This window comes from Bacillus sp. z14 (2026) (genome assembly GCF_058313575.1).
In genome coordinates, this window is sequence record NZ_JBZFQK010000001.1 from 201,086 (window position 1) to 226,724 (window position 25,639).

The 25,639-nt window shown below is 35.9% G+C and carries 20 protein-coding genes and 1 pseudogene; 5 read left to right on the top strand and 16 right to left on the bottom strand.

The features are described 5' to 3' along the window. Positions 1-7: 7 nt before the first annotated feature. The 8 genes from AC4G3O_RS00910 to htpG form a co-directional block, all read right to left on the bottom strand. A complete protein-coding gene (locus AC4G3O_RS00910; RefSeq protein ID WP_491135931.1) occupies positions 8-940 on the bottom strand; it encodes a carbohydrate ABC transporter permease in 933 nt (310 codons plus the stop codon). Between the two features lie 96 nt (positions 941-1,036). Beyond that, a complete protein-coding gene (locus AC4G3O_RS00915) occupies positions 1,037-1,966 on the bottom strand; it encodes an ABC transporter permease (RefSeq protein WP_491135691.1) in 930 nt (309 codons plus the stop codon). A 446-nt stretch (positions 1,967-2,412) separates the two neighbouring features. Next, a complete protein-coding gene (locus tag AC4G3O_RS00920; protein WP_491135692.1) occupies positions 2,413-5,520 on the bottom strand; it encodes an alpha-mannosidase in 3,108 nt (1,035 codons plus the stop codon). Between the two features lie 17 nt (positions 5,521-5,537). Beyond that, positions 5,538-7,418, bottom strand: coding sequence for a beta-N-acetylhexosaminidase (locus tag AC4G3O_RS00925; RefSeq protein WP_491089548.1), 1,881 nt, complete (start codon positions 7,416-7,418; stop codon positions 5,538-5,540). Positions 7,419-7,443: 25 nt separating this feature from the next. Then, a complete protein-coding gene (locus AC4G3O_RS00930; protein ID WP_139891901.1) occupies positions 7,444-8,073 on the bottom strand; it encodes a YesL family protein in 630 nt (209 codons plus the stop codon). A 39-nt stretch (positions 8,074-8,112) separates the two neighbouring features. Next, on the bottom strand, positions 8,113-9,429 hold the full coding sequence (locus AC4G3O_RS00935) for a glycoside hydrolase family 125 protein (RefSeq protein ID WP_491135693.1): 1,317 nt from the start codon (positions 9,427-9,429) through the stop codon (positions 8,113-8,115). An 11-nt stretch (positions 9,430-9,440) separates the two neighbouring features. Next, positions 9,441-12,140 (bottom strand): alpha-mannosidase, encoded by a 2,700-nt coding sequence (locus AC4G3O_RS00940; RefSeq protein ID WP_491135694.1) that lies wholly within the window; start codon positions 12,138-12,140, stop codon positions 9,441-9,443. 526 nt (positions 12,141-12,666) lie between these two features. Further along, positions 12,667-14,547 (bottom strand): molecular chaperone HtpG, encoded by a 1,881-nt coding sequence (gene htpG / locus AC4G3O_RS00945; protein ID WP_491135695.1) that lies wholly within the window; start codon positions 14,545-14,547, stop codon positions 12,667-12,669. A gap of 255 nt (positions 14,548-14,802) precedes the next feature. Here htpG and AC4G3O_RS00950 point away from each other — a divergent pair, with 255 nt between their 5' ends. Both AC4G3O_RS00950 and AC4G3O_RS00955 read left to right on the top strand, forming a co-directional pair. Continuing rightward, on the top strand, positions 14,803-14,985 hold the full coding sequence (locus AC4G3O_RS00950) for a hypothetical protein (protein WP_066103696.1): 183 nt from the start codon (positions 14,803-14,805) through the stop codon (positions 14,983-14,985). Positions 14,986-14,999: 14 nt separating this feature from the next. After that, positions 15,000-15,248: a spore coat protein gene (locus AC4G3O_RS00955; RefSeq protein WP_066103694.1), complete on the top strand. Its 249-nt coding sequence runs from the start codon at positions 15,000-15,002 to the stop codon at positions 15,246-15,248. Between the two features lie 234 nt (positions 15,249-15,482). Here the strand turns inward: AC4G3O_RS00955 and AC4G3O_RS00960 are convergent. The 4 genes and pseudogenes from AC4G3O_RS00960 to AC4G3O_RS00975 all read right to left on the bottom strand — a co-directional run. After that, a pseudogene (locus AC4G3O_RS00960) lies at positions 15,483-15,586 on the bottom strand (Arm DNA-binding domain-containing protein); the annotation flags it as partial. A gap of 401 nt (positions 15,587-15,987) precedes the next feature. After that, positions 15,988-16,476, bottom strand: coding sequence for a prolyl-tRNA synthetase associated domain-containing protein (locus tag AC4G3O_RS00965; RefSeq protein ID WP_066103692.1), 489 nt, complete (start codon positions 16,474-16,476; stop codon positions 15,988-15,990). Between the two features lie 311 nt (positions 16,477-16,787). Then, complete coding sequence (locus AC4G3O_RS00970; protein ID WP_066103690.1) at positions 16,788-17,207, bottom strand: hypothetical protein; 420 nt, start codon at positions 17,205-17,207, stop codon at positions 16,788-16,790. Positions 17,208-17,414: 207 nt separating this feature from the next. Beyond that, positions 17,415-17,861 (bottom strand): DUF6376 family protein, encoded by a 447-nt coding sequence (locus AC4G3O_RS00975; RefSeq protein WP_066103687.1) that lies wholly within the window; start codon positions 17,859-17,861, stop codon positions 17,415-17,417. Positions 17,862-18,245: 384 nt separating this feature from the next. Here AC4G3O_RS00975 and AC4G3O_RS00980 point away from each other — a divergent pair, with 384 nt between their 5' ends. From AC4G3O_RS00980 to AC4G3O_RS00990, 3 genes are all read left to right on the top strand, one after another. Further along, positions 18,246-18,668, top strand: a complete 423-nt coding sequence (locus tag AC4G3O_RS00980) for a hypothetical protein (RefSeq protein WP_066103686.1) — start codon at positions 18,246-18,248, stop codon at positions 18,666-18,668. Positions 18,669-19,224: 556 nt separating this feature from the next. Beyond that, the gene (locus AC4G3O_RS00985; RefSeq protein ID WP_066103684.1) at positions 19,225-20,130 is read left to right on the top strand and encodes a sulfurtransferase; all 906 of its coding nucleotides are present in this window, start codon (positions 19,225-19,227) and stop codon (positions 20,128-20,130) included. 215 nt (positions 20,131-20,345) lie between these two features. Further along, the gene (locus tag AC4G3O_RS00990; protein ID WP_066103682.1) at positions 20,346-21,395 is read left to right on the top strand and encodes an aldo/keto reductase; all 1,050 of its coding nucleotides are present in this window, start codon (positions 20,346-20,348) and stop codon (positions 21,393-21,395) included. A 74-nt stretch (positions 21,396-21,469) separates the two neighbouring features. On the opposite strand, the gene AC4G3O_RS00995 is transcribed toward AC4G3O_RS00990, so the two are convergent. The 4 genes from AC4G3O_RS00995 to AC4G3O_RS01010 form a co-directional block, all read right to left on the bottom strand. Then, the gene (locus tag AC4G3O_RS00995) at positions 21,470-22,624 is read right to left on the bottom strand and encodes a thiolase family protein (protein ID WP_066103680.1); all 1,155 of its coding nucleotides are present in this window, start codon (positions 22,622-22,624) and stop codon (positions 21,470-21,472) included. Positions 22,625-22,678: 54 nt separating this feature from the next. After that, the gene (locus tag AC4G3O_RS01000; RefSeq protein ID WP_491135696.1) at positions 22,679-23,656 is read right to left on the bottom strand and encodes an NAD(P)H-dependent flavin oxidoreductase; all 978 of its coding nucleotides are present in this window, start codon (positions 23,654-23,656) and stop codon (positions 22,679-22,681) included. A gap of 537 nt (positions 23,657-24,193) precedes the next feature. Beyond that, positions 24,194-24,649 carry a HutP family protein gene (locus tag AC4G3O_RS01005; RefSeq protein ID WP_066103676.1) on the bottom strand — a complete coding sequence of 152 codons (456 nt, stop codon included), beginning with the start codon at positions 24,647-24,649 and terminating at the stop codon, positions 24,194-24,196. 376 nt (positions 24,650-25,025) lie between these two features. Then, entirely contained in the window at positions 25,026-25,406 is a 381-nt protein-coding gene (locus AC4G3O_RS01010) for a helix-turn-helix domain-containing protein (RefSeq protein ID WP_066103674.1), read from the bottom strand. Positions 25,407-25,639: the final 233 nt, after the last annotated feature.

Consider the following 25,639-nt stretch of genomic DNA (forward strand, 5'->3'; position numbering starts at 1 on the left):
TTCTATATTATTCTTTAACGCCGCCAATAGTTAGTCCGCTGATGAAGTACTTTTGAAAGAACGGGTATGAAACTGCTATTGGTAACGTGGCGATAACAACCATTGCCATTTTAGCTGACTCTTGTGGAATCGTATCAAATAAACTTTGTTGTATTGAGCCAACATCTAAATTTTGCCTCATAAATTCAAGGTTTGCTTCTATTTTCATTAGTAATGCTTGTAACGGCACTAAATTCGGATTATCTATATACAACAAAGCCGTAAACCAGTCATTCCAATAACCTAATGTGCTAAACAATGCAATTGTGGCAATACCCGGTAATGACAGTGGAAAGATGATTTGGAAAAAAATCCTCCATTCACTAGCTCCATCAATTCGCGCTGATTCTAATATTGATTCGGAAACTGATTTCAGGAAAAATGTCCTCATTATGATGATATAGAAAGCATTCAATGCAAGCGGTAAAATTAATGCCCAAATTGTATTTTTCAATCCTAAAAATTGAGTAACAATTATATAAGTCGGTACTAGACCGCCGCTGAAAAGCATTGTGAAAAAGGCTAGGAAAGTAAAGAATTTCCGATATTTAAATTGCGGTCTTGAAATAGCGTAAGCATAAAAGGTAATCATTAACACACTTATAATGGTCCCGAGGATAGTAACAAGAATGGTAACGCCATAAGAACGGAATAATCGTTCCTTCATACTCCATAAATAAAGATATGCATCAGTACTCCACTCTTTTGGAAATAGTTGAAATCCATTTCTTACAATACTTTCTTCGCTTGTAAAAGAAATTATGATGACATAGATAAATGGAAATACACACATGAATGCTAATATTGCCAGAAACACACTGATAATTATGTTTACGACAGGGGAGATTTGCTGGGGGTCTCGATACTTTTTCCTTGTCTTATTCCCTCTTAGCTCTCCCATCGATTGTGAAACGACAACCGGTGCTGGATCTTGCTCTAGTTTAGCCATAAAGTTAGCCGCTTGAGCGACTCTCCCTCCTTTCCGAAGAAAAAAACTTTAAAACAATGCACTTTCCTCATCGATTTTTCTGACTATGTAATTCGTAATCATGACAAGGGTAAAACCTACAACGGACTGATAAAGACCGGCTGCTGTACTCATACCGATATCCCCAAGATTCATAAGACCTCGGTATACGAATGTATCAATAACATTTGTAACCGAATACAATGCTCCGGAATCTCTTGGTACCTGATAGAACAATCCGAAGTCCGAGTTAAAGATCTTTCCGATATTCATAATGGTTAAAATAATCATTAATGGCTTAAGCATTGGTAAAGTAACATGTTTTATTTGCTTCCATTTTGAAGCACCATCAATCATTGCTGCCTCGTAATATGTTCGGTCAATTCCAACTATAGATGCTAAATATACGATACTGCCGTAACCTATACCTTTCCACAAGCTCATAAATACTAGAATAAATGGCCAATATTTTGACTCGCTATACCATGAAATGGGATCAATATTGAACCAACTGAGTACATGATTCATTAGGCCATAATCAGTACTTAAGAAAGTAAAAACAAAATAGCTGCCAATAACCCAGGAAATAAAATGTGGGAAAAGGATAGAAGTTTGATAAATTTTTGATTGCTTTTTATTCACTAGCTCATTAAGCAAAATGGCTATTCCCACAGCAGCAATAAGCCCAACAACAATAAAGATAATATTATATAAGAGAGTATTTCTTGTTATAATCCATGCATCATTTGTACTGAACAAATATTTAAAGTTATCCCAACCTACCCATTCACTATTGATAACGCTTGCAAAAAAACCGTCTGGATGGATTCGAAATTTCTTAAAAGCTAATACTTGTCCAAACATAGGTAAATAGGAGAATACCAATAACCAAATGGTTCCAGGCAGGACCATTAGAAGCCAGACTCGATTTTTATATAGATCACGTGCAAATCTTTTCAAGTGTTTTTACCTCCCTCCAAAAAAATGTAAGCACTTACATAACTATATTTTATAGGGAATAGAGCTTAATTTATAGTTGACTAATTTAGGATTAACTGGAAAAAACTTAGAAACAAGATGTTTTTTAGGACTTTTCATAAAGAATAACAAAATCGATTAAAAGATAAATTACTAAACGGCATTAAACGACATCTTTCAGCAATTTTTAAAGCTTAACCTACAACTAGGTTAACATGGCATAATTTTAAGATAGTAATCTTCATGCTATTTTACTTTGTTGTATTTACTAAACACTTTTACGTAATTTAATAAATTTTTAAACAATGTAAGTTTACCTAAAACTTGAAGTTATGTAAGCTGATGCTAAAGCGAAATAGTAAAAGCGAATTGCCTATATAAATACAAAAAATGAACGGAAAGAATGATCAAACCGTTCATTTTTCTGATTAGGTTATTCTGATTGTTTTTATTTCATAAGGTCTAATTTTCATCTTAATCGGTGCAGATGATTCTGTACCGATAGGTTCTTCCATTAAATTCGTCTCAATCCATGATGAGGTATCTGTGTGGAAATTCAATGATACCGTACCCCTGCGCCCCTCATATTCATGAATCCGAACGATAATCCCTTTTCCATCGTGAGCAGGCTTAATAGCATCTATCCAAATATGGTCCGAATCAGTTTCTAAGAAAGACTCCTCTCTCGTCCATTTTCCTTCTGTAGATAAAACCGGTGCATTTAAATCCCAAGCTTTTTCCACTGTTTTCGCTATTCTCCAATCTCCTATATGCGGATAAAGAGAATAAGTAAAGGAATGTTGGCCCTGATCAGCTTGAGGATCTGGATGAATTGCCGATTTTAATAAAGTTAAGCGCATCACGTTCTCCTTGATGTCATACCCGTATTTTGAATCATTTAGCAAACTGACTCCAAAATCTGGTTCTGATAGGTCGGCCCACTGATGACCGACAGTTTCAAACCTTGCCATATCCCAACTGGTATTCCAATGCGTAGGACGCTTTACATTACCATATTGAATATCATAAGTAGCTTCTGTAGCCCGAATATCAACAGAGAACGATGCTTTGAGCAACTTCCTTTTTTCATGCCAATCAACATCAGTTATAAAATCAATCCGTCGATCATTATGATAAAATCTGATTCGTTGAGTAATGGACGAATGATGATACTTCCAAGTAACAAGAAGGCTAAAGAAAAGCTCACCATTTTCCTCCACTTTAAATGTACTAATATCACGAATTTCTTCCATTTTTTCTTGATAGAATAGATCAATATCCCAAGCATCGTGTGCAAGAGGCTTATCTTCAAAGATTTGCAACACATTTCCATTTTGACCATCTGCTAAAATATTACGATTTGTTTCTTTATCGTAAATTTTGATCATCTGACCATACTCATTCCATTCAACTTGGTAGAATGCCGTTTCTAATTTTCTATTATGATAAATAAAATTAGAAGCTGCTGGAATTATTTCATCCGGCTCAAAATTTAAGACAGCTACACCAAAAGAAGGTAGGTTTTTCACTTCAATTAACCACCCATTCTCACTCTTTTGATGGTTTAACTCATGTCCTTCTCTATCTGTCCAAACCCCAGCGTTAAATTGTGCGAATTGAGACACGAATACATTCCTTTTATCCTTACAATGAGTAGCATTAAATAAAATCGCAGACTGTCCCTTCTCTTCAACGTTCTTACTAATAATGTTTGCTTCCACTTGTTGAACAATCTGTAGTGCTTCAGCGTATTCTTCCATCGCATCTTCATATACTTCATGTATCGAGGAACCAGGGATGATATCATGAAATTGATTTCTTAATATAATCTTCCAACCATCCTTAAGTCGGTCAAATCCTAGCCATTCTCCCTTGTCAGATAACCAAGAGGATAGGAATTCTGCCCTTCGGTATAAGAGCTCCAGTTGACGATTCATCTTTTTCATAAATGCTTGGCTAGTATAGGTTCCACGGTGATATTCAAGATATAGTTCGCCGTCCCATTTATGAATATAACCATCGGACTTTTCTACATTTTCGTGCAGTTTTCTAAAAAATTCTCCTGCCCCGGATGTTTTCACATTCGGCATTCCCGGCAGCTGATCGAATCTGCGGCGCATTTCAAGCATATGGCGATTAACGCCACCCCCACCGTCACCGTACCCGTATGATAGTAGAAGATCCTTGGATAAATCCTTATCGCGATAAGCTTCCCAAATCCCTTTTACTGTTTTCGCTGTAATGTAGCCGTTATATGTATAGAACCACGAGTCCGGCTCGTTCCAAGGTTCAGGTGTAGTGATAAAATGAGTTAATATCTCTGACCCATCAATCCCCTTCCAAAAAAATGTATCATGCGGCATACGGTTATACTGATTCCAACTAATCTTAGTGGTCATCATCGTTTTGATCCCAGATTTTTTTAATATCTGCGGCAACGCCCAGCTATAGCCAAACACATCCGGTAACCAGAGATAGTCACAATCGATGCCGAACTCTTCCTTAAAAAAATTCTTCCCATAAAGAATTTGACGGACAAGCGACTCACCACTGGGGATATTACAGTCAGCTTCCAGCCACATCGCTCCTCCTGCTTCCCAATGACCTTCTGCAATTCTCTCTTTTATTTGCTCGTATATTTCAGGATAGTCAGCTTTAATATAATCATAGAGCTGCGGTTGTGTTTGCAAGAAGTGATATTCTGGAAACCGATTCATTAGATTTAGTACCGTTGAAAAGGATCGGGCTGCTTTCTCCCTCGTATTCCGTAACCGCCAAAGCCAGGCAACGTCGATATGTGTATGGCCGACTGCATGTATCGTAATATCTGAATTTTTATCAACTGATCTAAGAGTTTCTTTTATATTGGTCTCCGCTTTATAACATGATTCATAGAATTCAAGGCTTCCTGGTTCAGTCCAATTAATTCGGAATAAAGCGTCCTGAATCATTTTCTTTAAAAACGAATAATGAGAATCTGCTTCCATGCTTTCTTTTAATACCTCATAAGCAGCTAAAAGGGTATAGTATAAATCATCAATACGAGTATCCAGCCAGCCAATCTTCGCGATTTGGAGTTTAAATTCAATTTCAACAGGAGGGCCTCCGCCTTCAAAGCCGGACCATAATCGAAAATCTAATCGTATGGATCCTTGCGACGTTTCTTGGTCGAATAGAACTTCTTCATGATTGGAATCTACTCCTTGTACGGGCTTTCCATTAATAAATAATAAGGACTCAAAACCAGAGTTATTTCCTCCGCCTGTCTTACCAAAAGAAAATAGTCCGACAATTTGTTTATCATTATATGGGAGGTGGCTATCGATATTAGCATGTATCCACATGTAATTATCTCGTCCCTTCCAATAGTCGCCTAACTTCATTTGATGATGTTCATCGTATTTCAATGGTGGAAAGGCACCAATCCTACCATTGTCACTACAGGTGTTAAATTGAGGAATATCATAGCAGTCACGGTAACGATACTCCCCTAGTTCATGAATACGTGCTTCAAACTTTCTTTCGGTCAAAAACATGTTTTCACTCCTATGTTTTAGATTGAAAAATTACCAGCAGTGACAATTCGATGATATATATTCCCACCTACTAATCCATCTACAATCTCCCAAGGTCCATCGTGAAGCAGTCGTTTTTCATCTAATTCATTAATTTGATCAATTCTTCCATCAAGCCACTCATTGAGACGATATTTTATGGTGTCAATTCTTGTAATAACACCCCCATAGCGGATATCAATAACTTCCCAACCGAATGGTTTATAGGCTGTAAACCAAATATCACGATGTTTTTGACGGAGCAGGTCCACGTTAGTTTGAATCCAATCGAGTTTAGGCAAGAATGAACGGATCTGTTCAACATCCTTTTTGTCATAAAGCTCCTTTAACTGAAGGCCTATTTCTGCCTTCACACTCAACACTCTAGCCAGCTGCCCATAAAAGTCGAATAAATGCTCCCAATCAGGATTATGAAGTTTAGCCTTTTCAATCTCAGAAGCTAGTTTATTATAATGTTCGCCAAGCCCTAAATCTCGAACATTTTCATCATAGAGACCGATTAAAATATCTTGATATAATAATATCTTCGAAGTCATGGATGTGTTCATATTATTCTCCATGACTCCTGGCGTTTCATCCAAGTGTTTCAAAATCATAAAATCCTCAAAGTGTCCTTGACAGCAAAATGCAAAGCGGTCGCCGACTTGTTCATTCGTTACTACTTGGTGATAGGTATGTTCAGCAAATAATTGAAGAATCGGATATGCTGTTGAGAAAGGTGTCTCTGCCCCGTTATCACCCCAGAGTGTAACAAAGACTTCTTTAACTCCTTCTTTTTTACAAGCTGCCATAGCTGCTTCAGTAGTAGCAATTGCTTTTCCATAATTCGGAGCAATTCCATTCCATGTCCATGCACCGCCAGCGAAAATTGGTAGGCGACCTAGATCTTTATGATGTTGGATATATTCTTCATATACCTCCTGCTCTTTACGATAATAATTCCAATAGACAAGGTCTACATCCGGAATTCCAGCTAAAATTTCTTCGCTAATATGACCTTTTTCATCATGGTATTTACTATCCTTGGAGAATAGAGGGAAATACATATCACTCCATATCATTGGTTTATAGCCATATTTTTCGGTAATTGCCACAACCTTTTGTATGTGGCGGTTCATAATTTCGATATGATTCACATAACCATGGTTTTCTAAATACCTCCCAAGCCCTAACTGGAAAGTTTCATCCATTCCAATATGAATACGTTTCGTATTGAAAGCTTCTGAAACAGCTTTGATACAGTTCTCCAAAAATTCATAAGTCTTCGGCTCATCCACCAATAGGATATCATCGGTATCTCTAAATTCAGATGCATAGTTCCACTTCAGCGCTTCCCGTAAATGCCCTAATGTTTGGATACATGGAATCATTTCAATTCCAAGTTTATTGGCATAATTATCACATGATTTTAGCTCTTCAATTGTGTATCGTCCTCGCATATAACCAAAATAAGGATGCTCCTTAACTTCATAAGTGTCCTCTGTGTAAAGCATCAATGTGTTAAGTCCCATAATTGCCATTTTTTGCAGCAGCTTTTCCAATTCAGTAACAGTTGGGACAGCATTCCTTGAGGCATCAAGCATTACACCACTCATTTCAAAATTCGGGTCTTCTGATATATCAAATTCATGGTTTTTCTGATAATTCTCAATCCACAAACCTAAAGCACGAAAAAAATGTACTGGCTGGTCATAGCTGATTTCTCCGCTACCGTTTTGATTAGCAATCCTAAGCTGTCCACTTTCATTTTTCACCTGAATGGGATGCCCTTCCGTGGAAAGCTCTATATTTAGATGCTTAGACAGAATCTCTATACCATTTTGTACTGAATTTACCTCTCCCTTAATATGCAATTTCAAAATAAACTCCTCCTTAAAGATTGTTTTAGTAACCTTTATTGCTACTTACTTGACTATCTAAAGCTGTAAATCGGCTAAGACAGATTCTCATCATCCAAAAGGCAGGCGCAACTGCAGACACAAATAGAATAAGACCTGGATACTCATTAATCATATAGCCAATCAGGATAAGGCCAATCAAAATGAGTATAGTAGAAGGCAAGCTGGTCGCTGCAAACAGAAATGACTGTTTAATGTAATCCCTATTTGGTAGTTCATAATGAGCATAGATTGCAAAAAAGTACCCAATCGCTAAAAATAACACGCATACAAGAATGTATAAGAAGATAGAAAGAAAACTAGCCAAAAAGCCTGTCATCACTTGGTCAACTATTCGAATATCAATAAACAGGAAAAGTCCGATGCCATAGAAAATCAAGCCATTTACATTACTTCTTCTCCATTCTTGAAAATAAATCTGCTTAAATGTTTTTAAAACAGGTACATCCGTTTCGTTTCTAATCCATTTTCTTAATATCGTAAATAAAGCCACCGACGCAGGGAAAAATCCGAATATGCCTAATCCAAGGATAGTAAACGCAAACCAACACCAATTGACTAAAATCACTCTCCAAATCCACTCACAAACACCAATGATCCATGGCACTTTTTTCATTGCTTCATCCCCTCAAATGAAAATTCTCCTTCAAGATACTTATTGATTTTTAATCAATTGGTGATAAAGCGGGCTTCCTTTTACCGCTTTCCCCGTTAAACTTAATACAAATTCACTAAACATTGTGTTAGCCCAAGCAAACCAATCTCTTGTAAATTCTTCTGGGCAATCGGCGTTAAAGCCCTCATGCATATACGCCGTTCCGCCATCAGTTGTTTTAAAATAGTCTAGTATCATTTGTTTTTCGCCTTCAACCGTTGTCGTCATTCCTTGAATTGCAAGTGCAATATGCCAGATATAATGATCAGGTGTATGTGGACTTCCGATTCCATTTGCAAATTTCCCTTCATAATAATATGGATTATCCCTACTTAATATAAATTGGCGTGTATTCGCATATACTTGATCTTCATATGGCATGTATCCTAAATAAGGAGCAGCCAGCAGGCTTGGAACATTCGCATCATCCATTAAATTGACCCTGCCCTCACCATCCGTTTCATATACATACATGTCACCGTTAATTGGGTGAGAGAACTTGGCAAAAGTTTCGATTCCTTGTTTTATTTCATTGCGAAGCTTCAGACATTCTTTGCTTAATATTGGTAGGTTCAATACTTGATTGCTGATTTCAGCTGCATATTCAAGTACTACCACTGCAAACATATTAGAGGGCACTAAATACCCGTAAGTACAAGCGTCATCACTTGGACGGAAGGCACTCCATGTCATTCCGGTCGGTACAACATGTCCTCCTTTTCCATGACGTATTAATGTGTCGGACTGACGAACTTCTGCACGTTCAAACCGGTATGGTGAATGATTTTCATGATCCTGCTCCGTTCTCCATACATGAAGAATTGTTTTCATAACATCCTGGAACGATTCTTGTAAAAACGCAGTACGTCCTGTTGACTTCCAAAATAGGTAAGCCAGTTGGATTGGATAGCACAAAGAATCAATTTCATATTTTCGTTCCCAAATATGTGGGGTCATCGTTGTTATGTCGGTTTGATAACCTTTGCCGTTGGCACTTTCATTAAAAGCATTAGCATACGGATCATGAAGTATAAAAGAAAACTGTTGGCGAATTACTCCTTCGATTAAATCCGCTAATTCTTCATCTTCTTCTGCTGCCAGTAAATAGGGCCTTACTTGTGCAGCTGAATCGCGGAGCCACATTGCCGGAATATCACCGGTAATTACGAAGGTTTTGCCATCTTCCTGTTTTTTTAAAGTCGTTGTAAACGTATTAACAAAACATTGCTCAAACATTCTTTGTAATTTTGCGTCTTCCGGAAAAAAGTCATTTACATGTTTGATAAGTCTCTGCATTGATTTAGGAATAGTTATCATCAATTCACACCCTATCCTTTTCTTTTAAATCCAAGTGTAATGATTTCTGCATTTCCTGCTTCATATTGATTTTCTGTCAAAGTTGTTGAATCTTCCAAGATATTACTCTTGTACGATTGATAATCTTTGATAGATGCTTTTAAAATCGCATTCTTTTCACCAGGATTAAACCAGCGAATCATGATATCATCACGATCTTCCGCTACTTTCATAGAGGACCATGCTAGTCCCTTGTCTTCAGATTGTACAAATTGATGTATTGGTGGCCTTGTACCTTTATGTATAGTTGGTTGAACAATAACGAGAGGTACTTTAAATTGGTAAGCATCAACAAAAGCTTGTGATTTAATCACATCTTTTTCATGTGACAGTACTTGCCACTCTGCTGTCTGGATTCCTAAGCATTGTGCTTCAGGTGTCGAAAAATATCCCCAGTCTCCGAGCTCAGCTACCGAACGGAGAACAGTAATTGCGATCGTACCGTCTTCTGGCAGGATTTCATATTCTTGAAGACCATGGGTTGCCACGGTTAAGCCCATTTGCTCATCTGCTATACTGCTAAATCGCTGCTGATGGTGACAAAAGCTAGGATTATCCCATTCTTTTTCTGGTTTATTGGGACGAGTAACAATTTCAAATATACTATCTGCTTTGTGAGTTTCTGTCTTTAAACCAGTTGGGAAAAGCACACGGAGACGATGGTCTGTTGCTTGATTATCAATGGTCAGCGTAAAAACCGGACCTTTCATTCCTTTTGCCAGTGTGACAACAGTTCGTAAAGTAATTGTTGTCATTTCATCAGATCTACCTGCCTCCCGTTCTTTATGCCAAACTAATTGGTTCCTTTCTAAGGCTAATCGCTCATCCGCACATGCTGGAATTGATAACGTATGAGTATACTGGAGTACAGTTTTGAGTTTACTTTGTTCCAACCATGAAAATTCGGCTGCTATCCCCTTTGTATTGATGGAGGCATGCCCCTCTGTTTCCTTAAACATATATTCGTTTCCAATATCACCAGTGTCTTCATATATACCAAGATGATGAAATACTTCTTCCGTTAGTTTATTCATTAAATCAAAGCTTCCATCTCCATGAAAATGTAAATGAACATACTCATTTTCCATTTCAAATCTATCATTCTCAGTTTCTCTTGTTTCAGCTAGATGTGCTGGAACCTTTTCTGGTAAAAGGTAGAACGTTTTATAGCCAAATGAAGGAATTCCTTCAGCGAAGAATGATAGCTTAGCCCGTTTAGCAAAAAACGGCTGTCGAAATTGATCGTCTGGTAAATCATATCCAAATTCAATAACAGGTTTTTCAAGGTAATAATCTATTGCCTTTCCTTGATTATCTACGAGTTTATAATAAGGTAATTCTCTTTCCTTAAGATAATTTGGTATTTCTTTGAAATCCATTTGAGAAAAAAATACACTATCCAGATCGATTTCTTTTATTATGACTTCATTTTTCTCACAGCCAGTTGTATTAATTACAAGGAGTGGGATCCCGCCATCCGGTGTTTCAGATGTATCAATTTTTTTGGCAAGCTCAGCAGCAAGTTCCTTAACAAATACATCTCCCATCTGCGAAACTGTTTCAAAACGTGTGACCATTTCACGATGGACTTCATCTACACTGCAGCCACAAATGCTATCATGTGGGTGATTCTTCATCAGTGTTTTCCACATAAAACGGATATATTCTCTCGGGTAATCCCCTCCGGCCAAAAGGTTAATAGCTGCAAGTGGTTCCACGACTTTTTCCAGCAATATTTGACACCTCGTATTCCATTGCTTTAAATAAATACGGCTTGATGCCGTGTTGACAAGGGTAGACCAGCCATCTGTTCGCTGGTTGCGAAGCTCACCTTCAATGATTTGCAGGTTATTGGGAAGTGAGACTTTTAATGCTTGTATATATTCAGCAAAGCTGGAGTGTTTAAATGTATAATCTGGATATAGAGCACCGGCTGTTTCAATTGCTTGCGGTATTGTTTTTTGCAATGGCTGATGGTCGCAGCCGTTCATGAATAATAATTGATTAGTCGAGGCATATTTCTCTGCATCCTGGATTTTTTTATCCCAAAATACCTTTGCTTCTTCCTCATCAACTGGAATTTCATTCCCATTCGAATACCAATTCGCAAAAAGAATACCTAAAACACTAGAACCGTCTGGCGATTTCCAAACAATCTCGGAATAAGGGGATTCAAAGTTTGGTGTATCCGATACTGTATTATTAAAGCCAGTAGGCTTAACACCACGCCCAAATGCTGCTGTATCAATGCCCGCCTGTTTCAGAATTTGAGGTGCCTGTCCATAAATCCCAAATGTATCCGGAAAATAGCCAATTTTTGAAGCATGGCCATAGACTTCCGTATCATACAAACCAATCTGTAAGTTCCTGATATTAGCTTCAGAACTGGTTAAGAAAGCATCCTGCAACACGTACCAAGGACCAATATAAAGTTTTTTATCTTCAATCAATTGTTTTACGATTTCAAAATTTTCAGGGTGGACTACAAAATAGTCCTCTAAAAGGATTGTCTGGCCGTCAAGATGAAACGATTTAAATGTATTACCATCCTTCTTAAATTGCTCAATGATACTATTCATGAGTTTGATAAAGTAAAAACGATGTTTTTCAAAAGGTAAATACCACTCTCTGTCCCAGTGAGAATGAGAAATTATATGGGCAGTCTTATTCATAAAGACTTTTCCTCCTTTGGTGATTTACACTCAACAAGAAAGCGCTGTCATTTTTTTGCAAATAGATTCCTTCAATATCTACAATAAAAAAAACCAAGTTCTTCTAGCAATAGAATAGAGGAAAGTCATAAAGTTATTACAGTAGATATTAAATTAGTCCAGTGAATTTGTTATGTAGTTTAACTTTATCTTTTAGATACAATTTCTTTGGATTATTAAAATGCATTATTCATACCTTCCTGTATAAAGAAAATTACAATTATGAAAATGATGGAAATCACCCAAAATGCAAAGGCCTAATCTTCTATAATGAATGGTACAGAGAATATTTATACGATGGTTATCTTAACTGCTGTATACGCTCCTTCCTCTACTTGTCCTTCTGTATCATCACATCTACAATGTGCTTATACGAACAAAAATTTATTCTAATATCCTATATATAATAGAGCTGGAAAAGATGCTATATATATAAAAGCATCAGTCTACCCATCTCCTAGGGTAGACTGATGCTTTAAGGTTATGATTAAACCATTACTTTACAAATATTATTTGTAAACTCAACTGGGTCATTGATTGGCAGTCCTTCTATTAATAAGGCCTGGTTATACAATAGCTCAGTATATAAATCCAGCTTCGATTTATCCTGTTCATAAGCTGCTTTTAAAGATTGGAAGACTTCATGATTTGTGTTGATTTCCAATACTTTATCTGCCTTCACATTTTGATTATCAGGCATAGCATTCAAGATTTTTTCCATTTCAATCGTGATTTCTCCATCAGCGGATAAACAAACAGGGTGTGTTTTTAAACGTTTGGAAGCCCGGACATCCTTCACTTTGTTTGTAAGTAATTCCTTCATATAATTGAATATCTCAGTATTTTCTTCTTCTTGTTCATCTGTTTGCTTGTCTGAAGAATTGCGATCAATACCAAGATCTCCGCTGGAGACAGATTTAAATTCTTTCTCTTTATAGTTCATGATCATTTTAACGGCGAACTCATCAATATCTTCAGTGAAGTACAGGATTTCATACCCTTCATCTAGAACAAGCTCTGTTTGAGGAAGCTTTTCTATTCTTTCATAGGAATCACCGGTTGCATAATAAATGTATTTTTGATCCTCTGGCATTCTCGACACATACTCATCAAGAGTCACCAATTTCTTCTCTTTGGAAGAGTAGAACATTAGCAGATCCTGTAAAGCTTCTTTATTTGCTCCAAAATCACTATACACGCCAAATTTAATTTGACGGCCGAAGGATTTGTAGAATGAATCGTATTTCTCACGGTTATTTTTTAATAATGATTGAAGCTCACTCTTAATTTTTTTCGAAATATTTTTTGCAATAAGCTTTAATTGTCGGTCATGCTGCAGCATTTCCCTTGAAATATTCAGTGATAGATCCTCTGAATCGACCATCCCTTTCACAAAGCTGAAATGGTCAGGAAGTAAATCAGCACATTTCTCCATGATCAGAACACCGTTTGAATACAGCTCCAGCCCTTTTTCAAACTCCTTGGAGTAATAATCGAAAGGAATATTCTCAGGGATGTAAAGAATTGCATTATAACGGATTGTTCCGTCTACATTGATATGCAAGTGTTTAAGCGGCTTATCAAAGCCGTAATGCTTTTCATGATAGAAGCTTTCATAATCTTCATCCGTTAATTCACTTTTATTCTTTTTCCAAATCGGAACCATACTATTGATGATTTGTTCCTCAATAATATTTTCATATTCATCTTCGCTGCCCTCAATTAGGTGCTTCTCTACGGTATCCATTTTGATTGGATAGCGAATGAAATCGGAATATTTCTTGATAATGGATTTTAATTTATATTCATCTAAATATTGATCGAAATCTTCTTCCTCTGAATTTTCTTTAATCGTAAGAATGATTTCAGTACCGATTGTTTCCTTTTCGCATGGAACAATCGTATATCCTTCCGTACCTTCTGATTCCCATTTATACGCGGTATCAGAATCAAGCGCTTTACTGATTACTGTCACTTTATCAGCTACCATAAACGCTGCATAAAAACCAACGCCGAATTGTCCGATAATATCATGGCCATCTTTTGATTCATTTTCACTTTTAAAAGCTAAAGATCCACTTCTAGCTATCGTACCAAGGTTATTTTCAAGTTCTTCTTTGGTCATCCCAATACCAGTATCCAAGATGGATAAGGTTCTATTTTCTTTGTCTGCACTTACTTTTATGTAATAACTTTCTTTATTAAATGTTAAGGACTCATCTGTTAATGCCTTGTAGTAAAGTTTATCAATCGCATCACTGGCATTTGAAATAAGTTCACGCAAAAACACCTCGCGCTGAGAATAAATTGAGTTAATCATCATTTCCAATAATCGTTTGGATTCTGCTTTAAATTGCTGTTTTTCCATTTTCGTCTTTTCCCCTCCATCGTGTTCTGTAAAGAAAGAATATCCGGCAATTAGCACTCATGAATATCGAGTGCTAATTGCTATCTATTTTTAATTATTCACAATTTTAATATGGTGTCAATATTTGTAGGATAACTTGTTCGTGTAAAAGTAAAGTGAAGTGATTCACTGATAAGATCAACAACCTTTTAGAAATGCATATTTTATGTGGTTTTAGCAGATAGTAGGAGTGTATTTTTATTGAGGAGTGATAATATGCCAAACTTAAATGAATTAGAACTTCAGAACCTGCGTCATATGATCGGCTCGCATGGCACCCTAGCCACTAAGCTTGATTATTATGCACAGCAATGTACAGACCCAGAAATCATACAACAGCTACAAAAAGATGCTCAAGACGCAAGAAATCATAAAGAAGACCTAATGAAATTTTTATAAAAGGAGGATTTGTCATGCAGGAAAAAGAAATGATTAATGATTATTTATCAGGATTAAACAGTAGTCTTACAGGTTATGCGTCTATTATTGCACAGACAGAAAATCAGGAATTAAGACAAAAGGTTCAAGATATGAGAAATCAAGATGAACAAAGACAATATCAAGTCTATTTACTGGCTAAGCAAAGAGGCTATTATAAACCAGCACAGCCTGCAACCGAAGATGAAATCATGACCGTCAAGAATGAATTATCGCAGGGATAACAGACAGGTCTTTATTTAACCCTCTTCTTGACAGGGTGGGGGTCGCTGGTTCGAACCCAGTCGGGATCACACTTTACAAGAAGGCTTAAACCTAATGGTATCAAGGGTTTGAGCCTTTTTTCTATTTTTAGTAAAATTAATATTCCATAAACCGATTCGCCTCCTAATAAGAATCTTTGCATGAATATGCCTAAGATTATGAAGTGGCATGGAACCTTCGCCTTTTTAATTAAGCGCTTCACGTTTTGTTTTAAAACCACTTCGATAAATCTGTTTCCTCTTGCCAGTAAGTGTATCAGCACCGGCATCTATCCAAACGACCATACTTTACCAACTTTTTAACTGTCAATAAAAAAACCTCCATTTTTGTTGATGGAGGTAGGGTTGATATTAGTATGGATTTATGAAATAGAAGCATAGTTTGTACTGTGAAAGTTATCTTTCTCTATAGCTTCATATGCAGGATTGAGGGTTGTCCATTCCCTTCCTAACCGCTTCCATATATTCCTCCGCCTAAATATTATTGTATCGGCGTATGGACTGTACTGTCCAAGTTCAAACTAAATCGATATCTTCTAATTGATCCAACTTCACTATCACTACCGTCTAAACCGCATGATTACATTTTTGACTTCAACCTACTAGTCCAAATTTATGTTAATTTTTTATTTAGTGCTTTTGCATTTAAAACACACTCGATTATTTAAGTTTAATCATTCACTAAATTTGGTTGGTTTTATTAAAGTTCAACTATCGTGTACTCATACCCGATTGTAGTTATAAATTTATACATATCCTCTGTAGACATAAATAGAGTTTTAGTGTTGTCATTAGGGTGGAACGTTATTAATCTTTCTGAGAGCATCTCTTTATCTAAATAGACTTTTATGTCGTGTTCATCATTGTTTAGCAATCCAAAAATAGAAACAAAACCAGGAGATAACCCCATTTTTTCCATTAACCGTTCGGAAGAACCAAAGCTTATCCGTTTTTCATTGAGAATAGTAGCAAGATGATCCATATCAAGACGCTTTGCTCCATCCATTATAACTAAATAAAACGCATTCTTTTTTTTGTTGGTAAGAAAGAGCGTTTTAGTGCGCACCCCTTCTTTCCCATCAATATATTTGTCTGCTTCAGCTGTTGTCCAAGCAGGAGGGTGTTCAACTACTTCAAATGGAATATTCATTTTAGTTAAGGTATTATATACAATTTGATATTGTTCCATAAAGAATAGGCCTCCATCATTACAGTTCTGAATATTGTTATTATATTAAAATATTTTATCATAAAAATCCCGAAGTATTTGCCTTCGATAAATCAATCTTGAAAAATCTTATTAATCATTTTAAATAATGATCACTAAGCTAACCAATAGACCATAACAAAAGAAACTGCGATCTGATGTGAACCCAAGAAGTTAGATTGGACTCTAACTAGGGTTTCAGTACAGATCGCAGTTCCTTTAATTTTATCAAAGCTACGCTACTAGTAAATAATTAGAATCTATAACCATTAAGTTTGCTTCGCTTATTTTAGCTACCGATTAATCAGAAATAGAAAAGCTAGTACTACAATTAATAATGCAATAAAAACTGACATCCACCCGATCTTCACCCTTATTAATAAACGGTCAACAATAAAGAATGAGATGGCAGAAATAAGACCAAAAACTTGTAACATTGATCCGAAAACAACATGAAATAAAAAGGAAGCAATTTCACGAATTACCCCTTTTTTTGAAAGCTTCCTGCTAAACCAGTCACTAAATATGGATGTCATAACCCCGTAGGTAATAACAATCATAAAATTCATATAATATAAATTATAAAATAAATCCCCTTCAAAACCCGCTGGTATTGAAAAGATAAGGGAAAATATTAAACTACTAACAACGGCCGTTACTATTTTCCTCTTTAAAATAATCGATATTTCCCCTATTTTATCTTGTTTGCTCAAACATAGCACCCCTAAGAAAGATTAGTATTTAATATAAATATTCGATAATCCATCATCTATACCCTTTTTCATTAACGTGCCCCTTTATCTCCATAAGAGGTTTAACAAAAAAACATAAATCCTTCCTGGATCAACGGACTGATAGTAGTACAATAAAAAACTGGCTACAGGATTTTAAATCCTGTAGCGCCTCAGTAGAATATTATTTTATTCGCTTAATTTCTTAATTTGGCTTAACAGATCATTATAAACAGCGATTTCCTCCAATAAACCAATTTCCGAAAGTAATTCTGAACTTAATGTGCCTGCCTCTATATTTTCTAAATACAACTCAATACCACTTGCTAGTTCCATATTATGCTCTACCACTTGATTATGGATATCCTCTAACATAGCCGGTGCTTCAAGTATATTGAATTCTTCTAATTCATTTTGCATTTCTGTTAATAACTCTTCTAATTGAATTTTTGAATTTAAATCGTTTATTGCTGCTTCTGCTACAGTTGGTAATTCATTTGCAAATTGATTTACTTCATCGATGTAATCCGTAGCCTCCGTAACATAATTTAAAGAATTTGACACTTCCTCTATTGTCGAACAACTCGTCAGAAAAATAGTCATTGGTAAAATAAGCATTGATAATAATTTTTTCATTCTTTTTCCTCCATCCATTCCTCAGTATAAACAAAATATATATCCTAATCGACTCATACTGGCCAAGTATATTTCATACCATTATCAGTCATCCAATTTATTAATTTATGGAAGAATCACTCTACTCAATGTAAAAACAACATTTATCTTTAACAAAAGCTCTTTTAAGAATAATAACAAACCTACTGATATCTTCTAGTTTAACACACTAACCGATTACTCCATTTATTCTCGATCCAATCAAAAGCAAACATTCAACTATAACAAAACAATCTATTCCATGATTGTATATTTAATGTTAAAGAATTATTGCCCACACCCTTAATCAAACCAAATAATATACTGTCGTTAGCCTATAAAAAATTGAATTAGGAGTGTATATTAATGGAATATTATGATCGACAAATCCCCGGGCTTCCCAATCTTCCGTTTCCTATTCCAGGATGGCCTGGAACATCAACAGGATGGCCGAATACCAATACTGGAATGCCCGGCACAGGTGGTTCACCAACTGGGGGCACACCCCCACCTTCACAGAATACGATTAATATGTATCAATATCTTCTACAAAACCCGTCAAAAGGCCAAGAGGTTCTAACATCAGGTACATGGGTTGGTTCAGGAACTGGAACAACTTTTGGGGTGGGCTGTGATAGACGCTGGACAATTATGCTTTTAAATAATGGTCGTTATGTATTAATGTGGGTCCTATCAGCAAGTCCGTTTGGTAATACTACAGGAATCATTTTTCCTACTTTTACTTTTGCCTCTTTCCCTACATCTAGTATATTAGCTTATAGTTGCTAATTATTAATTATCTAGACATATGTAAATACCACGAATCTCTTAATATGACGGTAAAAAGTCAACTATCTGTCCACCGATACTATAAGTAAATCACTTGCGGTGGATGGATATTTTCTCTCGAAGTATACATACCATCGCAATATAAGATTATCCAAACAACGAATGAACCCTAGAATCGCTTATTATCAAACTACTTAATCAAACCTAAAAACTTTCAGGTACAGAATTCTATTTATCGGACTAGTATTTGTAACGTAATGCATTTTATATGTATTTCTTTAATGATACTTTTACGAAAGATAAATGAAGGAAAGACTCCCTGTTTGACAGCTTATGAGACAATCTCCCGTTGAGATAAGTATGTTACGTATCAATGTTTTAGAAAGGCATCAAATATCAATTTTTCATAAACAGTGTCAAATAATTATAGACTTTCCTGATAGTTATTGGGATCTAAATTAAATTGTCACTGATGTTAGATAAAAAGCTAATTCATAGTATTTACATAGAAATTATTATATATTTAACAGAATAACTTATATAGGAGGAAATATACATGCAAACAATTCCTATTATTGTTTCTACAGAATGGTTATCAAGCCGACTTGATGACCCTAAATTAAGATTAATAGACGTAACTACTCTTATGAAACCCTTAGAAAATGGCAGTATCACACTCTCATCAGGTAAGGAATCATATGAACATGAACATATACCTGGGGCGGTGTATGCAGATTTAATAAATGAACTATCTGATTCCGCTTCTGATTTACCATTCACTGTTCCTGATAGAGATTATTTCATAGAAAAGGTTTCAGAATTAGGAATCGGCGATCAGGATACTTACACTGTAATCTATGACCGAGGAGCGGTTGTTGGGGCTCCATTTTTTGCTCCATATTGGGCATCTCGTTTAAGATGGCAGCTTAAATATGAGGGCTTAGACAATATTGCTATTTTGGATGGAGGTTTGCCAAAATGGATTGAAGAAGGTCGTCCTGTTACTACTGATCAGACATCCTATCCAAAAGCTTCGTTTACAAGCTATAGAAGAGATCATTTATTAGTTACAATGGATGAGGTTTTAAAATCTATAGATGATGATTCGGTTATTCTAATCAACAGTCTCTCTCCAGAGGATTTTCGCGGTGAAACTAACAGTTATCTGAGAAAAGGCCATATACCCGGCAGTGCCAATGTATTCTTCGGATGCCATACTGATTCAACAACAAAAAATGTTCTTTCTGATGAAGAATTGAAGGATAACTTTGCGGATATCGGTGTATTTGATTCCAATAAAAAAGTAATCACCTATTGCGGTGGCGGAATCGCTGCTACCTGGAATGCTTTAATACTAGAAAAATTAGGTGTGCAAAATGTCGCGGTGTATGATGGCTCCATGAATGAATGGGCCTCCAAGCCTGACCTACCATTAGTCACTGGAAGTAAAATGATAGATTAATTGATAATTAGAGAAGATCCTCAAATCATTCGGTTTGGGGGTCTTCTATTATTTATTACAAGGTTGGGGAGTATCGGTGAATTATTGAGTGAATCAGCTGAATTATATAAGAATTCAGCTGGATTATCGGTTAAATTGAAATGTTAGGAAGGATTCTTACTCAAAGATAAAGAAATAAGTACGCAGAAAGATATTCTGAGGATGGGGTTGGGAAGTTGAATAAAGATGAGATTCTAATGAATAATGGTTCTGCAACTTCAAAAGCTACTTCTGCATATTTAGATAGGCATGGAGTTATAAAAAGAGAACTTTCTTGTTTTTCAGTCTCTCCAATCGCCATTGGCACACATTTAGGCAGTATGGATGAAACAGACTCTAGACTTTATCGAACTTCGATTGAATATGGATTGAAAAATGGTATCAATTTTGTAGATACAGCAATTAACTATCGAGGAATGAGATCAGAACGTGACATCGGCTTAGTTTTATCTCGTTTAATTGATAATGGAACAATAAATCGCGAGGAAATAGTGATTTCTACAAAAGCCGGAATTATCCCAGGAGATAATGATGCAGGGCTTGTACCTAAAGATTATTTACAGAAAATACTCCTAGATGCAGCAATAGTTGAAGAAGCCGATTTACATATCGTAGGAAATCAGCGACACGTTTTGGCTCCTTCCTATTATCAGTTCGCAATCGAACAAAGTAAGAAGCATCTCAGAATAAATACCATTGACATCCATTATATACATAATCCCGAACTCTCAATGGTGGTTTTAGGAGAAGAAGCTTTTTATCATCAGCTTGAATCACTTTTTTTATTTTATGAGGAACAAGTATCCAGGGGAAATATTCGTTATTACGGGTTTGCATCCTGGGTTGGATTATTATGTAATCCTAAAGAGAAAGGGTATGTATCATTGGAGAAAGTTATGCAAACTTTAGTAAAAGTTGTTGGAGTAAATCATCATTTCAAATTTCTACAATTCCCCTATAACAAAATCACTCACTATGCCAAAACAAGACGAAATCAACAAGTAAATCAAAAATTTCATACTGTTTTAGATGCCGCGAAGGAATTTGGGTTAACTACGGTGACCAGCGCTCCATTTAACTTAGGTAAATTAATTGATAGAGAATGTACTCCAGACGATTATTTACTCTCCATTTTGGGAGAGCAAAACATTAGCTCAGTAATGGTGGGAATGAAACATCCGAACCATGTGGTTAACAATCTTAGATTAATACAGATAAAACATTAAAAATAAAAATTAGTGAATTGAGTAGAAGGCATAAATCTGATTTATGCCTTCTTTTGTTCCAAATAATCAATGTTTTATTCTATTATTCTTTCAATAATAGTAGCATTCGCCATTCCTGCTCCCTCACAAATGGCCTGTAAACCATACCTACCCTCTATCCGTTCTAATTCATGCATTAATGTAATCATGACGCGAGCGCCACTAGCTCCTAATGGATGACCAAGTGCAATAGCTCCTCCATTAACATTTAATTTTTCTGGGTCAGCTCCAAACTCCTCCATCCAGCATAAAGGAACAGGTGCGAATGCTTCATTTACCTCATATAAATCCATATCATTAATGGTTAAACCGCTCTTTTTTAATACCATTTTAGTAGCCTCAATCGGACCTGTAAGCATTAAGGTTGGGTCAGAGCCTATTACTGTTCTGGAGATAATTTTAAAGCGCGGCTTTAATCCCAATTGGGTCGCTTTCTCTTTTGACATAATAAGAAGCGCTGCAGCACCATCACTCATTTGACTCGCGTTACCCGCATGAATGACTCCGTTTTCTTTGAAGACGGTTGGTAGTTTGGCCAGTTTCTCCATTGAGGATTCACGACGCGGTCCCTCATCCTGAGTGACTATAGTTTTAGTCCCGTCATCATTAACTACTTCTATTGGCATGATTTCTCGTTCAAAACGTCCTTCCTCCTGTGCCCGGATAGCCTTTTGATGACTTCTAATTGAAAATTCATCTAGCTGATTTCGGCTAAATCCCCATTTTTCAGCAATTCTCTCTGCAGATAACCCCTGGTTAATTAATTCATAACGCGAAGAAAGTTCTTCACTTGGTTTTGCATGTAACCTATTTGACCCCATTGGCACTCGAGTCATACTTTCAACTCCACCTGCAATTACAATATCCATATCACCGCTTAAAATAGCCTGTGCAGCAAAATGAACCGCCTGTTGACTTGAGCCGCATTGACGATCAATCGTTGTGGCAGGTACATGGATTGGGAAATCGGCCATCAGTACAGCTGATCTTGCAATGTTTATGGCTTGTTCTTCAACCTGAGAAACACAACCAATAATAACATCTTCAACCAGACCACTTGAAATACCAGCTTTCTCGGTAAGTTTACGTAAAACTCCTGCAAGTAAATCATCCGGACGAACTGAACTAAATACTCCCTTTCTTTTCCCGACTGGAGTCCTGACTGCTTCCACAATAACCGCTTCTCTCATTAGAGGTTCCTCCTTTAAAATTCACCTTGAAAATCAAATAACTTTTTTTTAGATTCATAACTTAGTAGCTGCTGTTGAAGGTAATATGTCTAATGCTTTCTCATATTCCTGCTGCAAAGTTTTAATAATAGACTCTATTGGTTGAATATCTTTAATCGACCCTACTCCTTGGCCTGCAGACCAAATATCCTTCCAGGCTTTTGCTTCATTTTGTTGACGAACCACATTCATTTCGCTTTTCCCCGGTAGGTTAGCTGGATCCAAACCAGCTTTTTTGATACTTGGTGTGAGGTAATTTGCATTCACACCACTAAAGGTATTCGTATAAATAATATCGCTGGCATTCGATTCAATTAACATTTCTTTATACCCTTCTTTAGTAACCGCTTCCAAAGAAGCGATAAACCGAGTTCCCATATAAACAAAATCAGCACCAAGCACTTTTGCTGCAAGAATTTCTTGTCCGTTTGATATACAACCTGCCAAAATAATAATTCCATTCCAAAATTGTTTAACTTCAGCTATAAAGGCAAACGGATTCAACGTCCCTCCATGACCACCCGCGCCATTGCAAACAAGAATTAATCCATCTACTCCGGCCTCAGCTGCTTTTTTTGCATGCTTAATGCTTATAACATCAGAAAAAACCAGCCCGCCATATTCATGGACGATTTTAATTTCATTTACCGGTTTTCCAAGTGACGTAATTACGATAGGTGGTTGGTATTTCTTTATTAACGCTAAATCACTTTCATAACGATGATTAGTAGAATGAACAATTAAGTTTACTCCCCAGGGTGCTATTTTTTTGTTTCTATGTTCTTTCTGTAATCTTACATGTCCATCCTTTATTTCTTGAAACCATGCCTCCAATTGTTCCTCAGTTCGTGCATTTAAAGTTGGAAAAGTACCAATAACCCCGGCATTACAGCTTGCAAGTACCATTTCAGGAGTAGAAATAATAAACATTGGTGAAACAATAATCGGCAAAACGGATTGCTCCGCTAATTCTTTGACACTTTCTTTTCTCATTTGTTCTCCACCTCCAATTTTTTTATCATTTTTTGATTTTACAACTACAAATTTCTGTTTTGGAATAAATAGAATCCTGTTGTCTATTTGATTTTTGAGAAAAGATTATGTAGAGTTTTACTAAAATCTTTATATTGGCGGTCTAGTTTGGATGGTGTATAGGATGGTGAAAGTACACCTTAATTTATGATCAATTACATAAAAAGCCCAGATTCAATTCCCTAAACAAGATACACTCTATTTCAAATTAGATAAGTAAAAATCCCCTCCATCCATTTAACTTAATGTGTAATTTTTTCAATTAGAAGCTTTATTCATTAGCTACTTAAAATCACTGCATATAATACTTTTTCAACAACAGTTAGATATTCCCTTTAAATTACCGATAAAATGATTGTGTTTCTGTTTTTTTAACCATCCATACACATGGTCCTGCCTTGATCAAACATGTTATTCATAAAAAATATAAAAAGAAGACTTCACTAGGAAAAATTATTCCTGGTGAAGTCTTCTGAATAGGGTGACAGATAGCGCTGACTATAAATGATTAAAACCAAGGCCTAATGTTTCCTGTTCAATCCCTTTTTCCTCTGAATCAGACCGTCCATAAATGCAAACACCAATCCATTCATTGCCCGTGCTTATTTTTTTATTTTTACCTCTTACTATGCCATAGGTTAAATCAACTTTTTTAAGTAAGTCACCTACTTGAATGGTCCCTCTGCCGACTCCTTGTACTGCCTCTAAAATGGTATGATATAACGTATTTCGTTCATTGTAGGATTCCGAATTTATAATTCCCTTTGTTTTTGCACTTGCTTCAATGACAGAGATGACTTTATTCAAGTCGATAGATCCTATACTTCCCACAGTATACCGGCAATTTTCCATGTTTAACTGCTTCTTTATCATTTCTCCCGCTTCATTGTTATGTAAGAGTACCAATAAAGAAGTTAACTTGCCCATCGTGAAATCGTGATCCTGTATGATCATCTTTAGCACCCCCTCAGTAAATAAAGCAATTGCCAAGTGAGAATAAATTGTCCTTAAACCATTTTAATAATCACAACTTAATATTTCGTTTATTAGTGCTTTTTATACTTATAAACAAACGAATTCTTGGGAGCTAACTAAATTGAACATCTTTATCCCATTACTATATATGTATTTTAATTCGAATCGATTTATTTATGTTTTTTTAATAGGAGGGATCTTTTTTCAAATTTTCATTTGCATCCCTTTAAATCATAAATACGTAAACTTAAGGTGTAATTCATTCTATACATGCAAAACAGACCGACTTGCTATGCAAATCAGTCTGCCTGTTGAAACCTAATTTTATTTTGCTATTTATTTAGAATCCTGACCCTTATATTTTCTTAACTGGACCAAAATGATCCTCTAAAGCAACCTGCAGTATGCCGATTGAACGTTCCAGCTCTTTTTTCATTAACTTTCGGTAAATTTCTAATTCTTCTTTCCCTTTATCCGTTAAATAATAAATAAAAACTTCTTGAACATTTTCTTGCGGATCGCCGAGTATTTCGGTTCTTTTTTTTACGAATCCGGCTTTATACAATTCTTTATAGGTTTTATAAATTTCCGTATGGGTTGGCGAATAGCCAAATGGTTTAAATTTTTCTCTTAAATCATTTAACACCATGGAACCATAGTCCCTTGGATGAGAAGCAATCTCCAGTAGATAAAGCTTTAAAAATGCTTTTTGTTTTAATAAGAATCCTCTGTTCATTCCCCTCACCTCTTACATTAGACATCACTTTTAATCTTATATTATCAAATTTTTTCTTTCTTGGTGGGTTTTGTGATTTTTTCTTGGTGGCTGGGTTTTTAGAAAAAAACTATGAAGATTTGGAACATAGTTTGTTTAGTTCTTATTAATAAAAACATATGTTATTTTCTCTCATAAAAAGTAATTTTAAATGTTACCGGAGTTATTATACTTTTAGTGTTAATTCATTGAAG